Annotated in this window: 13 protein-coding genes; 9 read left to right on the forward strand and 4 right to left on the reverse strand. The window is 67.4% G+C overall.

Annotation, left to right across the window (positions count from 1 at the left end; all coding sequences use genetic code 11):
* Window positions 1-32 precede the first annotated feature (32 nt).
* Window positions 33-1,172 carry a site-2 protease family protein gene (locus ACWDKQ_RS04220; RefSeq protein ID WP_450137299.1) on the forward strand — a complete coding sequence of 380 codons (1,140 nt, stop codon included), beginning with the start codon at window positions 33-35 and terminating at the stop codon, window positions 1,170-1,172.
* A 57-nt stretch (window positions 1,173-1,229) separates the two neighbouring features.
* A complete protein-coding gene (locus tag ACWDKQ_RS04225) occupies window positions 1,230-2,063 on the forward strand; it encodes a tRNA (adenine-N1)-methyltransferase (protein ID WP_450137300.1) in 834 nt (277 codons plus the stop codon).
* A 58-nt stretch (window positions 2,064-2,121) separates the two neighbouring features.
* Here the strand turns inward: ACWDKQ_RS04225 and ACWDKQ_RS04230 are convergent, their stop codons facing one another.
* Window positions 2,122-2,835 carry a hypothetical protein gene (locus ACWDKQ_RS04230; RefSeq protein ID WP_450137301.1) on the reverse strand — a complete coding sequence of 238 codons (714 nt, stop codon included), beginning with the start codon at window positions 2,833-2,835 and terminating at the stop codon, window positions 2,122-2,124.
* Between the two features lie 37 nt (window positions 2,836-2,872).
* On the reverse strand, window positions 2,873-3,517 hold the full coding sequence (locus ACWDKQ_RS04235) for an Rv0361 family membrane protein (protein WP_450137302.1): 645 nt from the start codon (window positions 3,515-3,517) through the stop codon (window positions 2,873-2,875).
* A gap of 517 nt (window positions 3,518-4,034) precedes the next feature.
* On the opposite strand from ACWDKQ_RS04235, the gene arc reads away from it, so the two are divergent.
* A complete protein-coding gene (gene arc, locus ACWDKQ_RS04240; protein ID WP_450137368.1) occupies window positions 4,035-5,825 on the forward strand; it encodes a proteasome ATPase in 1,791 nt (596 codons plus the stop codon).
* Between the two features lie 80 nt (window positions 5,826-5,905).
* Window positions 5,906-6,856 (forward strand): aldo/keto reductase, encoded by a 951-nt coding sequence (locus ACWDKQ_RS04245; protein WP_450137303.1) that lies wholly within the window; start codon window positions 5,906-5,908, stop codon window positions 6,854-6,856.
* Between the two features lie 145 nt (window positions 6,857-7,001).
* Here ACWDKQ_RS04245 and ACWDKQ_RS04250 read toward each other — a convergent pair whose 3' ends face one another.
* A complete protein-coding gene (locus tag ACWDKQ_RS04250) occupies window positions 7,002-7,199 on the reverse strand; it encodes a hypothetical protein (RefSeq protein ID WP_450137304.1) in 198 nt (65 codons plus the stop codon).
* 128 nt (window positions 7,200-7,327) lie between these two features.
* Between ACWDKQ_RS04250 and dop the strand changes: the two genes are divergently transcribed.
* The 5 genes from dop to ACWDKQ_RS04275 all read left to right on the forward strand — a co-directional run bounded on the left by dop (window position 7,328) and on the right by ACWDKQ_RS04275 (window position 12,388).
* Window positions 7,328-8,827: a depupylase/deamidase Dop gene (gene dop / locus ACWDKQ_RS04255; protein ID WP_450137305.1), complete on the forward strand. Its 1,500-nt coding sequence runs from the start codon at window positions 7,328-7,330 to the stop codon at window positions 8,825-8,827.
* 158 nt (window positions 8,828-8,985) lie between these two features.
* The gene (locus tag ACWDKQ_RS04260) at window positions 8,986-9,177 is read left to right on the forward strand and encodes a ubiquitin-like protein Pup (RefSeq protein ID WP_450137306.1); all 192 of its coding nucleotides are present in this window, start codon (window positions 8,986-8,988) and stop codon (window positions 9,175-9,177) included.
* A 139-nt stretch (window positions 9,178-9,316) separates the two neighbouring features.
* Window positions 9,317-10,162 (forward strand): proteasome subunit beta, encoded by an 846-nt coding sequence (prcB, locus tag ACWDKQ_RS04265; RefSeq protein WP_450137369.1) that lies wholly within the window; start codon window positions 9,317-9,319, stop codon window positions 10,160-10,162.
* 57 nt (window positions 10,163-10,219) lie between these two features.
* Window positions 10,220-10,966 (forward strand): proteasome subunit alpha, encoded by a 747-nt coding sequence (gene prcA / locus ACWDKQ_RS04270; protein ID WP_450137307.1) that lies wholly within the window; start codon window positions 10,220-10,222, stop codon window positions 10,964-10,966.
* Window positions 10,967-11,164: 198 nt separating this feature from the next.
* Window positions 11,165-12,388 (forward strand): RNA-guided endonuclease InsQ/TnpB family protein, encoded by a 1,224-nt coding sequence (locus tag ACWDKQ_RS04275; protein ID WP_450137308.1) that lies wholly within the window; start codon window positions 11,165-11,167, stop codon window positions 12,386-12,388.
* Window positions 12,389-12,409: 21 nt separating this feature from the next.
* On the opposite strand, the gene ACWDKQ_RS04280 is transcribed toward ACWDKQ_RS04275, so the two are convergent.
* Window positions 12,410-14,515 carry a UvrD-helicase domain-containing protein gene (locus ACWDKQ_RS04280; protein WP_450137309.1) on the reverse strand — a complete coding sequence of 702 codons (2,106 nt, stop codon included), beginning with the start codon at window positions 14,513-14,515 and terminating at the stop codon, window positions 12,410-12,412.
* Window positions 14,516-14,549: the final 34 nt, after the last annotated feature.

Raw genomic sequence — 14,549 nt, forward strand, 5'->3', positions numbered from 1 at the left:
CCGCCTCACGCGTGGCGCACTACCCTGCGTGCATGCCGTCGACCGCATCCCCGCCTGCCCGGCCCAAGCTCAACGACGGCGGCCTGCTGCTGTGCCGCGTCGCCGGAGTGCCGGTGCTGCTTTCGCCGTCGTGGTGGCTCGGGGCGGCGCTGATCGTGCTGCTGTACACGCCGCTGGTGGGCCGGATCCTGCCGGACGCGGGCATCTGGGAGAGCGCAGTGCTGGCGGCGGTGTTCACCGTGCTGCTGGCGGTTTCGGTGCTGCTGCACGAACTCGGGCACTGCATCGTCGCGCTGCGTCTGGGGCTGCCGGTGCGGCGCGTCCGGCTGTTCCTGCTCGGCGGCCTGTCAGAGATATCCCGGACGCCACCAAAACCGACCCAGGAGGGCCTGATCGCCGCGGCCGGGCCGGCGGTCTCGATGGTGCTGGCAGTGGCCACCGGCATCGGCTGGTTCGCGCTGGTGCCAGGCGGCGCGGTCTGGCTGCTGGTGGCGCAGACCTGCGTGGCGAACCTGGCCGTGGCCGTTTTCAACCTGCTGCCGGGGCTGCCGCTGGACGGCGGCCGGATGCTGCGGGCGCTGACCTGGCGGATCACGGGCAAGCGCGCAGCGGGCACCACGGCGGGCGTGATCGGCGCGGGAGCGGTTGCCGCGGCCCTGATCGCCTGGGCGCTGGTCGGGCTGCTCGACGACGCCCAGGACCAGTGGCTGCGGCTGGGCGTGTGCGTGCTGATGGCGTGGTTCGTGGTTGCCGGGGCCAGCGCGGAGCACGCTGCCGAGCAGCGCAAGAACTGGCCGGCCGGGCTGGAGCTGCGCGAGTTGGTGCGCCCCGTTCTGCAGCTCCCGGCGGAGAGCCCGGTGGGCGATGCGCTGCTGGCGGCGGCGGGCCGGGGAGTGGTGTTGGTGCGCGCCGACGGCATCGCGGTCGGCCTGCTCGACCAGACCGCGGCGGAGCGGCTGGCGACCCACGCGCCCAACGAACCGGCCGAGCGAGCCGCCGAACCGGTGGACCCGGACACCATCCTGCTCGACAGCGAAACCCCGGACTCGATCCTGGAGCGCGTCCAGTCGGTCCTGGCCTGGCAGTTCCTGGTGGTCGACGGCGAAGGCAGGCCGAGCGGAGTGCTGCGCCGCGAGGACCTCCGCAGCGCCTTGCGCTCCCGTCGCGGGTGACGGCGGGTCTTCTGCGACGATGGTGTGCTGTACCAGCGTGGAGAAGGTAGGCAGCAGTTGAGCAGCACCGTCAGCGGTGAGTTCCAGCCCGGCGACCGGGTCCAGTTGACCGACCCGAAGGGCCGCAAGTACACGGTCGTCCTGGAGCGGGGAGGGGAGTATCACACGCATCGCGGTGCGCTCGCGCACGACGACCTGATCGGCAAGCCGGAGGGCTCGGTGGTGGCCTCGGCGGGCGGCACGTCGTTCCTGGCGCTGCGCCCCCTGCTGGCCGACTACGTGCTGTCCATGCCCCGCGGCGCCCAGGTCATCTACCCGAAGGACGCGGCGCAGATCTTGATGTGGGGCGACATCCGGCCGGGCGCGCGGGTGCTGGAGGCCGGTGCCGGATCTGGCGCGCTGAGCTGCTCCCTGCTACGCGCGGTCGGCCCGGCGGGCAGCGTCACGTCGTTCGAGGTGCGCGAGGACCACGCGGAGCACGCGGAGCGCAACGTGCGGCGATTCTTCGGCGAGAAGCCGGACAACTGGACGCTGCGGCTGGGCGACGTGCAGGAGTACGACGGCGAACCGGTCGACCGGGTGGTGCTCGACATGCTCGCGCCGTGGGACGTCCTGGAAACCGTCCACGGCAAGCTGCGCCCAGGTGGGGTGCTGATCGTCTACGTCGCCACGACGACCCAGTTGTCCCGGATCACGGAGGCGATCCGCGAGCAGCAGAACTGGACCGAACCCCAGGCCTGGGAAACCCTCCTGCGCCCGTGGCACGTGGTGGGCATGGCGGTCCGCCCCGAGCACCGGATGGTGGCCCACACAGCGTTCCTCCTGACCACCCGCCGCCTGGCCGACGGCGTGATCCCACCCCGGGTGCAGCGCCGCCCGAGCAAGGGCTGACGCGAGCAGGCCCGTCCCCGGATCCGGGGACGGGCCTGCGCACGTGGTCAGGCGTCGATCAGCAGAGCTTCCAGGAGCCGTCTTCGACGACCAGCTTGAACTCGTCATCGATCGGCTGGTCGGGGATCATGTCGGCCACGTTCTGACCCATGATCTCGACGTCGGCGGTGATGCTGACGTTGCCGGTGATCTTGGCCGTGGCGGTGTTGTCGCCGTGGTCCTTGACCTCGCCCAGCTGCATCTCGATCTTCATGCCGTCGATCAGCTTCTGGATGTCGGAGTCGGTGACGCCGAATTCCTTGAGCTCGTCGAACTCGCCACTCTTGCCTTCGAAGGTGTCCAGCATCTTCTGGAAGTCTTCCTGGTCCTTCTTGCAGGCCAGCGGCTGCAGACCGGCGAAGTCCTTGGAGTTGATCTTGTCGACGCCCTGCTGGGCGACCTTGCGGGGGTCGCCGGCGCCGCCGCTGGCGAAGACCAGGATCAGGGTGATCACCAGGCCGATGACGACCAGGCCGCCGACGCCGCCGAGGATCCAGGGGAGCGGGGACTTCTTCTTCGGGGCGTCTAAGCCCGGCTGGTCGTACCCACCGCCCTGCGGCGGGTACGGGGGCTGCTGGCCGAAGCCCTGCTGCGGCTGCGGCCCGCTCTGCGGGTACGCGCCGCCCGGCTGGCCGTAGCCCTGCTGGGGCTGGCCACCGCTGGGCGGGTACTGGCCGCCGGGCTGCTGCCCCCAGCCGCCCTGTCCGGGTGGCTGCTGCGGTGGATACGTCATGGGTCCTCCCCCGTTTTGAAATTCTCGGCTTGCGGGCTCACTGGTCGAGTTGGCAGACCTTCCAGGCGCCGTCCTCCACGGTCAGGCCCATCGTCTGGTCCACAGGTGTGGACGATCCGTCGGCTTCGTAGGTTCCGGTCAACTCTGCGGTGGCCTGGTCGCCACGCTCGGTGACGTTGCCCAGCTTGATGTTGAACTTCCACTGCTTGAGCTGGTCCATGTTCTTGTCCAGCTCGGCCTTGTTGGACTTGCAGAACAAGCTGCTGACACCGGCGAAGTCACCGGCGTTGACCTTGTTCACGACCTCCTGGGCCACCGGACGGGCCCCGCCGGGGCCGCTGCCCTGCCAGAAGAACACCCCGACGCCGATCGCGGCGACGACGACCAGCGCCCCGACCAGGCCGAGGATCAGCGGCAGCTTCGACTTCTTCTGCTGCGGCGGCTCGACGTCGGCGAAGCCGTTGGGTTCCTGGAGCCAGGCGGGGCCGAACTCGCTGCCCCACTGCGGGGACATGGGCGCCTGCTGCGGCTGTTCCTGCTGCCGGTCCCAGCCGGTGTGCTGGTTGCCATACCAGGCGGGCTGCTGCTGCGGCGTTCCCGACGGACCCTGGTGCGGGAATCCGTTTCCCATGGGTTGCTGGCCCCACCCGCCCGGGCCAGGTTGCTGTGGCGGATAGGTCATGAACTCCTCCCCGGAGTGGTGCGGCTTACGGCCGCGGTGTGCGCGGCGGCCGTAAGTAGAACAGAGCCCGCGGTGAGAGGTGCGCGGAGTGGACTTTTCGGCATTTAATCGTCACGGAGCGTTTCGTCCCGCGTAAGTGGTCTTCGAGCGCCGTTGTTCCAAATGATGGGAGAAGTGCTCTGTGTGACGATCCCGCGGGCTGCCGCAACGCCACCCGGTTGCCGGGTCGGTTAACCCAGATGTCCGCAGGCTGCCGCGATCCGCGTGGCGCAACGGAAAACCAGTGCTCGTGGGGTCGCGCGACCCGGCGCGGAACGTATCGAACGGACCATGATCGTCAACGCAACGTGTCCGCTCGGCCGGAAATCTCCCGACCCACGGGTACCAACCTGGCTCACCTCGTGGGTATTCGCGGATTTTTGTGGCACGCTGGGCGATCCGGCGGGCATCAGCGACGCCGCCGTCGTCGGTGATCGCCGGTACCGTGGTGGTACGAGCACGGGAGGAGGGTGCCGACATGCAGCACGACCGTCCCGGCAGCCGGCCTGAGGAGGGCGGCGAGCAGTACAGCGGTGGCTCCGCAGAACTCCGCAGCCAGATTCGTCTCCTGGAGGACGAGGTTGCGCTGCTGCGCCGCAGGCTCAACGAGTCTCCCCAACAGGTCCGGTTGCTGGAAAAGCGGCTGGCCGAGGCATCCGAGAGAGTGAGTCAGCTCACCGAACGGAACGCCAAGCTCACCGAGACCCTGAAGGAAGCGCGGGGCCAGCTGATGGCGCTGCGCGAAGAAGTCGACCGACTCGCCCAGCCCCCCAGTGGCTACGGCGTGTTCCTGAACCGCTACGAGGACAGCACGGTCGACGTGTTCACGTCTGGTCGCAAGATGCGGGTGGCGGTGTCGCCCAACGTCGAGACGGAGGAACTGAGACTGGGCCAGTCAGTGCGCCTCAACGAGGCCCTGACGGTGGTGGAGTCTGGTGCGTTCGAGCAAACCGGTGAGGTCTGCACCTTCCGGGAGCTCCTGTCCAGCGGTGTCGGGGAGAGTCCTCGGGCGCTGGTGCTGGGCCACACCGACGAGGAACGCGTGGTGTGGGTCACCGAACCACTGGCCGCGTCCGGCCTGAAGGCGGGCGACTCGGTGCTGGTCGACAGCAAGGCGGGCTACGCCTACGACGTCGTGCCGAAGGCCGAGGTCGAAGACCTCGTGCTGGAGGAGGTGCCCGACGTCGGGTACCAGGACATCGGTGGTCTGGCCGGCCAGATCGAGCAGATCCGGGACGCGGTGGAGCTGCCGTTCCTGCACTCCGACCTCTACATCGAGTACCAGCTGCGGCCGCCGAAGGGCGTGCTGCTGTACGGCCCGCCAGGCTGCGGCAAGACGCTGATCGCAAAGGCCGTCGCCAACTCCCTGGCGAAGCAGGTCGCCGCCGCGCGCGGGGACGACGATGGTCAGGCCAAGTCCTACTTCCTGAACATCAAGGGCCCCGAGCTGCTCAACAAGTTCGTCGGCGAGACCGAGCGGCACATCCGCCTGATCTTCCAGCGGGCTCGTGAGAAGGCCTCCGAGGGCACCCCGGTGATCGTGTTCTTCGATGAGATGGACTCGATCTTCCGGACCCGCGGCAGCGGGGTTTCCTCCGACGTGGAAACCACCATCGTGCCGCAGTTGCTCAGCGAGATCGACGGTGTCGAGGGGCTGGAGAACGTCATCGTCATCGGCGCCTCCAACCGCGAGGACATGATCGACCCGGCGATCCTGCGGCCGGGCCGGCTGGACGTGAAGATCAAGATCGAGCGTCCGGACGCCGAGTCCGCCAAGGACATCTTCTCCAAGTACCTGACCAAGGAGCTGCCGATCCACGAGGAGGACCTCAAGGAGTTCGGCGGCGACAAGGGCGCGTGCGTGGAGGCGATGATCCAGACCACGGTCGAGCGGATGTACGCCGAGACAGAGGAGAACCGGTTCCTGGAGGTCACCTACGCCAACGGCGACAAGGAAGTCCTGTACTTCAAGGACTTCAACTCGGGCGCGATGATCCAGAACATCGTGGACCGGGCGAAGAAGGCGGCCATCAAGTCGGTGCTGGAGACCCGCCAGCCGGGTCTGCGCGTGCAGCACCTGCAGGACGCCATCATCGACGAGTTCGCCGAGAACGAGGACCTGCCCAACACCACCAACCCGGATGATTGGGCCCGCATCTCCGGTAAGAAGGGCGAGCGGATCGTGTACATCCGCACCCTGGTCAGCGGGAAGAACCAGGAGTCCGGTCGAGCGATCGACACGGCCACCAATACGGGCCAGTACCTGTAAGGAAGCAGCCGGGGCCGCCACCCTCGCGCGGGTGGCGGCCCCGAGCTGTGCGCCGCAGCGACAGCGGTTACTTTCCAGGAATGATCCCAGCCCAACAACCCGTACAGCGCCTAGGACTCGGCCTCGCCGCGCTCGGTAGGCCCGCCTACATCAATGTCGGGCGCGCCGACGTGCTGCCCGTGCAGCGCACCGCGCAGGCCATGCGGGAACGCACCCGGACGGTGCTCGACGCCGCCTACGCCAACGGGATCCGCTGGGTGGACACGGCCCGCTCCTACGGCAGCGCCGAGCAGTTCCTCGCGGACTGGCTGCGCGAACGCGGCCACCAGGACGTCACGGTGTCCAGCAAGTGGGGCTACGCCTACGTCGCGCAGTGGCGCATCGAAACCGAGGTGCACGAGGTCAAGGAGCACTCGGTGGAACGCCTGCGCACCCAGTGGGCGGAGACCCGGACGCTGCTCGGCGACCGCATCGACCTGTACCAGGTGCATTCGCTGACCACCGGCAGCCCGCTGTTCGAGGACCTGGCGCTGCAGCACGAGCTGGCCCGGATCCGGGACGCCGGGGTGCTACTGGGCTTCTCCACCAGCGGCGCGGCGCAGGGCGACACCATCGAACGCGCCTGGGAGATCGAGGTCGGCGGGCGGCAGCTGTTCGGTGCCGTGCAGTCGACCTGGAACACCCTGGAGCCGTCCGTGGGCCGGTACCTAGCCGAGGCGCACACTGGAGGCTGGCGGGTGCTGGTGAAGGAAACCCTGGCCAACGGGCGGCTCGCGGTGGACCCGCCAGCGGCGCTGGCCAAGATCGCGGACCGGCACGGAGTGGGGACCGACGCCATCGCGCTCGCGCACGTCCTGCGCCAGCCCTGGGCCGGCGTGGTGCTGATGGGCGCCGCCAGCGTCGAGCAGCTGGAGTCGAACCTGGCGGCGTGCCGGGTGGAGCTGACCGATCGGGACATCGAAGCGCTCCGGCCGCTGGCCCGCGACGCCGCGACCTACTGGGGCGAACGAGCCGAGCTGCCCTGGCGCTAGGGCGTGGCCCCGGCCGGGTCCGAGGCGTCGAACCACTCTTCGCCCGAAATGGCGGCCGTCCGGTACCAACGGCCACTCAGGGTAGTTGAGGCGCTCGCGGAGCTCGTCCACGGGCATCCACCAGACCTCTGCGACTTCTTCCGGCTCAGTCGTGCATGCCCGGGTAGACGTCCTTGGTGTCGGTGCGGCGATGCACGTAGATCTTGTCGCGGTCGGAGGAGAGCAGGAAGACCGCCGAGGCCGCATGCCAGAGGCCCGCCGCGCGCATCCGCCGCAGAGTCGCACTGCCCACGACACGTCCAGTCGCGTCGTACAGGGCCACCGATTCTTCGCCTGCGCTCATTCCCCGATCGTCGCATCCACCCTTCGAGGCACACGCGTTGCGCCGAATCGGGTCACAGTTGGGCCCCGTCCGATCCCTGTGGCGTGCGGCACTCCGCTTGGTCGCTGATACCCCGTACGCTGCGTGGTATGCGGCGGATCATGGGAACCGAGGTCGAGTACGGCATCGTCGTGCCGGGCGACTCCAGCGCCAACCCGGTGCTGACCTCCACGCACATCGTGCTGGCCTACGCGGCGGCGGCCGACATCCCGCGGGCGCGGCGCGCGCGCTGGGATTACGAGGTCGAGTCGCCGCTGCGCGACGCCCGCGGTTTCGACCTCAGCACCGCGGCGCAGCAGACCAACGGCTCGGATGGCGATGACCTCGGCGCGGCCAACGTCATCCTCACCAACGGCGCGCGGCTGTACGTCGACCACGCGCACCCGGAGTACTCGGCGCCGGAGGTGACCAACCCGCGGGACGCGGTCATCTGGGACAAGGCCGGCGAACGCGTCATGGAGGAGGCGGCGATGCGGGCGGCCAGCGTGCCCGGCACCGCGCCGATCCAGCTATACAAGAACAACGTCGACGGCAAGGGTGCCAGCTACGGCACCCACGAGAACTACCTGATGTCGCGCAGCACCCCGTTCACCTCCGTGATCGGCGGCCTGACGCCGTTCTTCGCGTCCCGCCAGGTGATCTGCGGCTCGGGCCGGGTCGGAGTCGGGCAGGCGGGGGAGAAGGCCGGATTCCAGCTCTCCCAGCGCTCCGACTACATCGAGGTGGAGGTCGGCCTGGAGACCACCCTCAAGCGCGGCATCATCAACACCCGCGACGAGCCGCACGCCGACGCCGACAAGTACCGGCGGCTGCACGTCATCATCGGCGACGCGAACCTCGCGGAAACCTCGACCTACCTCAAGCTCGGCGCCACCGCGCTGGTGCTGGACATGATCGAGTCTGGGCAGCGTTTCGACGACCTGAAGCTGGTCGACCCGGTGCAGGCCGTGCACCTGATCAGCCACGACCCGGCCCTGAAGCAGACCGTCGAGCTCACCGACGGGCGCCGGTTCACCGGCCTGGACCTGCAGCGCGCCTACCACGAGCGCGCCGCCCGGCACCTCGACGAGCACGGCGCCGAGCGGGCGGCCCGCGACGTGCTGGATACCTGGGGCGAGGTGCTGGACCTCCTCGGTGGCGACCCGATGGACTGCGCTGACCGGCTGGACTGGCCTGCCAAGCTGCGGCTGATGGAGAGCTACCGGACCCGCGATGGCCTGGGCTGGGCGTCGCCGCGGCTGCACATGATCGACCTGCAGTACTCCGACGTGAGGCTGGACAAGGGCCTGTACAACCGGCTGGTCGCCCGCGGCTCGATGAAGCGCCTGGTCAGCGAGGACGAGGTGCGGGACGCGGTCACCGCGCCGCCGGAGGACACCCGCGCCTACTTCCGCGGCCGGTGCCTGGAGCGCTACCCGGCCGAGGTGGCCGCGGCGTCCTGGGACTCGGTGATCTTCGACCTGGGCCGGGAATCCCTGGTGCGCATCCCGACGTTGGAACCGCTGCGCGGCACCAAGGCCCACGTCGGCGCGCTGCTGGAGGCCGCGTCCAGCGCCGAGGATCTGGTCGACTCGCTGACCAAGGGGTGAGACTCCGGGAAAAGCTCGTTTCGCGCATGTCAGGCCGAAGCGTGATCGAGATAGCGCCCGGCTGGACGTGGGCTAACGGGTGTCGGATGGGTAGTGTTCACAGCAGGGTGTCCCCGCTGCGGGGACAACACCCGAAAGGGCAAGCACCGGGAGGCAAGATGTCCCAGGAAAAGGTTCAGCGGCACGGCGGCGGCGAAGGCGACGAAGAGCAGGGCCAGGAGGCCGCCGGTCAGGAACGTCGCGAGAAGCTCGGCGAGGACGTCGACGCCATCCTGGACGAGATCGACGACGTCCTGGAGGAGAACGCCGAGGACTTCGTCCGCGCCTATGTGCAGAAGGGCGGCCAGTAGTCCGCGGGCCCGATTCGACGCCGTCCGCACGGGCCGCGCCGGGCCGACACTTCCGGCCCGGCGTTGTCCGCTGCGCGCCGGATCACGACTAAAGTGCTAACGAAGTCGCAAGCCCTTCGATCGGGAGACGATGTCGCTGATGGAACCGCGCTCGGCCCAGTTCCCGGGTCAGGCCCTGCCCGCCGCCTATCTCACGCCGGGGTCTTCCTCGTTCACCGACTTCCTCCGCGCCACCGCGCCCGAACTGCTGCCCGGCGGCCGGGCGGTGCCGGAGGGGACGGTGCAGGCCCCGCACGGGACCACGATCGTCGCGGTGGCCTTCCGCGGCGGCGTGCTGCTCGCCGGTGACCGGCGAGCCACCATGGGCAACCTGATCGCCCAGCGGGACATGGAGAAGCTGTTCGTCACCGACGCGTATTCGGCGGTGGGCATCGCCGGTACCGCTGGTGTGGCGCAGGAACTCGTCAAGCTGTACGCGGTCGAACTGGAGCACTACGAGAAGCTCGAAGGCATCCCGCTTTCGCTGGACGGCAAGGCGAACAAGCTGGCCACCCAGCTGCGTGGCAACCTCGCGGCCGCGATGCAGGGCCTGGCGGTCGTGCCGCTGTTCGTCGGCTATGACACCGAGGCCGAGGACCCGGACCGCGCCGGCCGGATCGTCTCCTACGACGTCGTCGGCGGCCGGTACGACGAGGTCGGCGGTTACCACGCTGTCGGTTCGGGTTCGCTGTTCGCGAAATCGGCGCTGAAGAAGCGCTTCGACCAGGACGCCGACCTGGAAACCGCGGTGCGCACCGCGGTGGAGGCGCTCTACGACGCGGCCGACGACGACACCGCCACCGGTGGCCCGGACGTGTCCCGGCGCATCTACCCTTCGGTCATCACGATCACCGGCGCGGACGGTGCCATGCGAATGCCCGAGCAGCGGACCTCCGAGATCGCCACCGAGGTGGTCAACGGCCGGTTGGAGAACCCCGGCGGCTGACCCAGGCCAGATCCAACCCGCCTGCAGCGAGCTGATTCGAACCAGGAGTGCACAGCTGTGACGATGCCGTTCTACACCTCCCCCGAGCAGTTGATGCGGGAGCGTTCCGAGCTGGCCCGCAAGGGCATCGCGCGGGGCCGCAGCGTGGTGGTGCTGAAGTACGCCGGTGGCGTGCTGTTCGTCGCCGAGAACCCGTCGCCGACGTTGCACAAGGTCGCCGAGATCTACGACCGCATCGGATTCGCGGCGGTGGGCCGCTACAGCGAGTTCGAGGCGCTGCGGGTGGCCGGTGTGCGCATCGCCGACGTCCGCGGGTACTCCTACGACCGCCGGGACGTCACCGGCCGGTCGCTGGCCAACACCTACGCCCAGCATCTGGGGGCGATCTTCACCGAACAGATCAAGCCGTTCGAGGTGGAGATCTGCGTGGCCGAGGTCGGTTTCACCGCAGACACCGACCAGCTGTACCGGTTGACCTACGATGGGTCCATCGTGGACGAGCCGCAGTACGTGGTGATGGGCGGCCAGGCCGACGCGATCGCCAGCACGCTCAAGGATTCCTTCAGCGACGGGCTGGAGCTGGCCGCCGCCGCCGAGCTCGCGATCCGCGCGCTGTCCTCCGGTGGGGAGAGTTCGCGGGAGCTGGGCGTCAAGCAGCTGGAGGTCGCCGTGCTCGACCGCGCCAGGCCGAACCGGACGTTCCGCCGGATCACCGGTGCGGCGCTGGAAGCGCTGCTGCCCAAGCCGGAAGAGGCCGAGCCGGAAGAGGCCGTTTCCGGCGACGAGGCAGAGAAAGACAAGTAGCCCGATCCTGCCCATCTGAAGGGCACCTTGCGTCAAGCATGTGGACGGCTATGCCACCGAAAGGTGCCCTTCACCGAAGAAACGTAGTGCGGAGGCCCCCGGATTTATCCGTGGGGAGGAAGCACGTCAAGCCGTGATTAACGCGTCCAGCGGTAACCATCCCACCAGGTGATTACTGGTGTCGGCCCGCTGTGTTAAATGATCAGTGTGAGGACTGCGTACAAGGTTCGGGCCTATCCCGACCCCGAGCAGGCGGCCCAGCTGGGCCGCACGTTCGGGTGCGTACGCCTCGTGTGGAACAAGACCCTCGCCGAACGCCACCGCTGCTATCACGCCGGCAAAAAGACCTCCTACAAGGAGACTGACGCCGCGTTGACCGCGTGGAAGAAGACCGAAGAGCTGGCGTTTCTGTCCGAGGTGTCGTCGGTGCCGTTGCAGCAGACGTTGCGGCACCAGCACACCGCCTACGCGAACTTCTTCGCTGGACGTGCTCGCTACCCGCGCTTGAAGTCGCGTAACGGACGTCAGTCGGCGCACTACACGCGCAGCGCGTTTAGCCTGCGCGATGGAAAGCTGAAGCTGGCCAAGCACAACGCGCCGCTTGAGTATGTGTGGTCCTGGGGTGCAGAGGTTCTTCGGTTTCTGAATCCGACGATGGTGATCGTTTCCCGTGAGCCTGACGGCCGCTGGTACGTGACCTTCGCCGTGGACACCGACGAGCCCGAACACGCCCCGGCCACCGGCCGCGTGGTCGGCGTTGACCTGGGTGTGAAAGACTTCGCTGTCCTGTCCACCGGGGAGAAGATCCCCCACGCTGGGCACTTGGACCGTAAGGCCCGCAACCTTGCCCGCTATCAACGTCAGATGGCCCGCAAGCAGCGCGGTTCAGCGAACCGCCGCAAGGCTAAAGCCAAGGTTGCTCGGGCGCATCGCAAGGTGCGGCACGCGCGGCAGGACTTCCTGCACCGCACCTCAACGGACCTGGTTCGTAACAATGACCTGGTCGCGGTCGAAGACCTTGCGGTGAGAAACATGGTCCGCAACCGAAAACTGGCCAAGACGATCTCCGATTGCGGGTGGAGCGAGTTCCGGCGCCAGCTTGAATACAAAGCCGAGCGAGCGGGAAAGATCGTCGTTGTCGTTGACCGCTGGTACCCGAGCTCAAAGACCTGCTCGAACTGCGGGCACCTGCTGAAGAACCTGAAACTGTCGGTGCGGCGCTGGACGTGCCCCGACTGCGGCACTCGGCACGACCGGGACCACAACGCCGCGAAGAACATCCTTGCCGCTGGTCGAGCGGTAGCCGGGTGGAAACCCGGCGATGCCTGTGGAGCTGGTGTAAGCCGGGGCGAGCTTGCTCGCGCGCAGTCGGCTATGAAGCAGGAAACCCAACCTGTGAAGGTTGGATTCCCCCGCCTTTAGGCGTGGGGAGGAAGTCAATTCTCACCCTTTTCGGGGTGGTAGGAATTCGCTGGGGTTGCCCGAGTACGAGACGTACAGGGCATCTCGTGCACGGGTGCTGGCGACGAACAGTAGGCATCTTTCGCGCTGGGTATCGTGTTCATGGGACGTCGGATCTTCCTCTGCGGGCGTGATCGCGACGGGGAGCGGGAGGCTGGCGTTGTCTACGCCGACGATCGCCGCGCAGCGGAATTCGAGTCCCTTCATGGAGTGCATGGTGTCCACTCGCGCGGCTGGGGCACCATCGCGCTGGGTATGCGGGATGCCGGCCTGATCGAGCGCGGCCTTGATGTCCTTGACTTTGGCGGCGGATCTTGCCGCGATACCGATCGAGTCCGCTTCCACCCCTGCCTTGAGCCATTCTTGAACCTGCGTAACGAGTCCGTCGAGTTCGGCATTCCAGTCGGGGTAGTCGCGCACGTCCGGGCGTTTGCCATGCATTGGCGAGCGGTAGCCGGCGAGGGTGTCAGGCTCGTCGTCCATTCCGTCGCTGGGCCGGCCGTCGAGGGCTTTCACCGACCAGCTCAAAATCTCCTGGGTGGTGCGGTAGTTGATCTTCAACTTGTAGCTGCGGTTGTGGATATTGATGCCGAGACTGCCCAGCGAAACTCGGTTTTCGTAGATCCGCTGATTCGGGTCATTCACGATGAACAGGTCGTTTTCCCCGGCGGCGACGGCCTGCCGCAGGAGTCGCCATGCCGCGGGATGCAGGTCTTGCCCTTCGTCGACGAGTACGTGGCGATACGGGGCAGCTTCCTGTTCGGCCAGGATTCCCGCTGCCTTCTCAGCGACCTGGTGGTGAGTGGTCCTGCCGGTACGGCGAAAGTCCACCAGTACGCTCCCGATTGCGTTCCAGATTTCTATCTTCTGTGCCCGGCTGAGCGGGCGGCCTCGCCCGCGCCGACGGCACTGGAGGTACGCGTCACGGTTGCGCAAGTCCTGGGCCAGGATCACTTGTTCCCATTCCCGCTGCAGGAACGTCGGCGAGAACTTGTGGTCCGTGGTTCTGGAGGCGGTATGCCAAAGCAGGGTGGCGGCGGCCCGTGGGATGATTTCCGGCTGGCTGCCGGTTGACTCGGTGACGATCCGGTAGGCGAGCCTGTCCACGTTGAGCACGTCGATCCTGGCCAGGACCAACTCATCATCGACCAGCAACCGCAGCTGTTCTTCGATCGAGCTGGCCAATCCCCGGTTGAAGGTGGTTAGCAGGACCTTCTGTGTTCCGTCGGAAGGCAGTTTTTCAGCGAGGTAGGCGGCGCGGTGTACGGCGGTGACGGTCTTGCCGGTGCCCGCGCCGCCGCTAACCAGGGTCGGACCGCGGTATACGGGACGGTATGCGACGTTCTGCTGAGCCGGGTGCAGGAACACACGCCACAACGCGAACGGAGCCTCGAAGATCTTTGTGAGTTCGTCGGGGCCGGAGACCGTTACGTACTTGTCAGGGGTACGGGCGGCGGCGGTGGTGAAGTCGTCGACGTCCACTTCCTGGGGAATGTCAAGGATGCGCGAGCTGAGTTCTTGCCAGGTCTCCTCGGTTGTCATGCCCGATGCCAACGCCGTCAGCACGTCGTACTGAACGTCCGGCAACACCTTGGCAAGCGCTTCCAGGTGCGGTTCCGATCCAAGCAGGCGTACTAGCGGAAGCAGCTGCGCGTCGATTCCCAGCCGGAGAAGGTCGCTGTCCTTGACATGCTCGAACAGCTTTGTGTCCGTCTTGGTACCTGCTGCCCGGAGGGCAGGCTCGAAGTCTTCTAGCGCGCTCTGATCACGGACCTCCAGTACGCCGAGTGTCTGATTGACCGTGAACCGTTTACTCGTCGCGTAGGCGATGGCGTCGTCGTGCGGCAAGACCGTGAGGAGGAAGTATTCTTCACCTCGTTCTGGGGCGAGAACCACGCCGCGGTAGAAGTTGGTGATCTTGATCGTCCGGATGTTAGGGTCCTTCGCCCCACCGAGTTTCTCCAGGTGCACGCCGGCGAACGTGTGGTGTCCGAACTTGTCGAGAGCTTCCTCGACTGCCCGCTGGACCGGCTTCTGCAACTTGCTGTAATCGGACAGAAACTCTTTGGCGATGGACAGCCGCGGCACGTGCAAGCCTCCCCTGATCGGCGAACGCGCTTTG

It is taken from the genome of Saccharopolyspora sp. NPDC000995, assembly GCF_053599315.1.

Coding starts and splice junctions, on each gene's coding strand:
- prcB (WP_450137369.1), top strand. CDS start 9,317: ATGGAACCGCGCTCGGCCCAGTTCCCGGGTCAGGCCCTGCCCGCCGCC.
- ACWDKQ_RS04230 (WP_450137301.1), bottom strand. CDS start 2,835: ATGACGTATCCACCGCAGCAGCCACCCGGACAGGGCGGCTGGGGGCAG.
- dop (WP_450137305.1), top strand. CDS start 7,328: ATGCGGCGGATCATGGGAACCGAGGTCGAGTACGGCATCGTCGTGCCG.
- ACWDKQ_RS04245 (WP_450137303.1), top strand. CDS start 5,906: ATGATCCCAGCCCAACAACCCGTACAGCGCCTAGGACTCGGCCTCGCC.
- ACWDKQ_RS04250 (WP_450137304.1), bottom strand. CDS start 7,199: ATGAGCGCAGGCGAAGAATCGGTGGCCCTGTACGACGCGACTGGACGT.
- arc (WP_450137368.1), top strand. CDS start 4,035: ATGCAGCACGACCGTCCCGGCAGCCGGCCTGAGGAGGGCGGCGAGCAG.
- ACWDKQ_RS04275 (WP_450137308.1), top strand. CDS start 11,165: ATGATCAGTGTGAGGACTGCGTACAAGGTTCGGGCCTATCCCGACCCC.
- ACWDKQ_RS04235 (WP_450137302.1), bottom strand. CDS start 3,517: ATGACCTATCCGCCACAGCAACCTGGCCCGGGCGGGTGGGGCCAGCAA.
- ACWDKQ_RS04260 (WP_450137306.1), top strand. CDS start 8,986: ATGTCCCAGGAAAAGGTTCAGCGGCACGGCGGCGGCGAAGGCGACGAA.
- ACWDKQ_RS04220 (WP_450137299.1), top strand. CDS start 33: ATGCCGTCGACCGCATCCCCGCCTGCCCGGCCCAAGCTCAACGACGGC.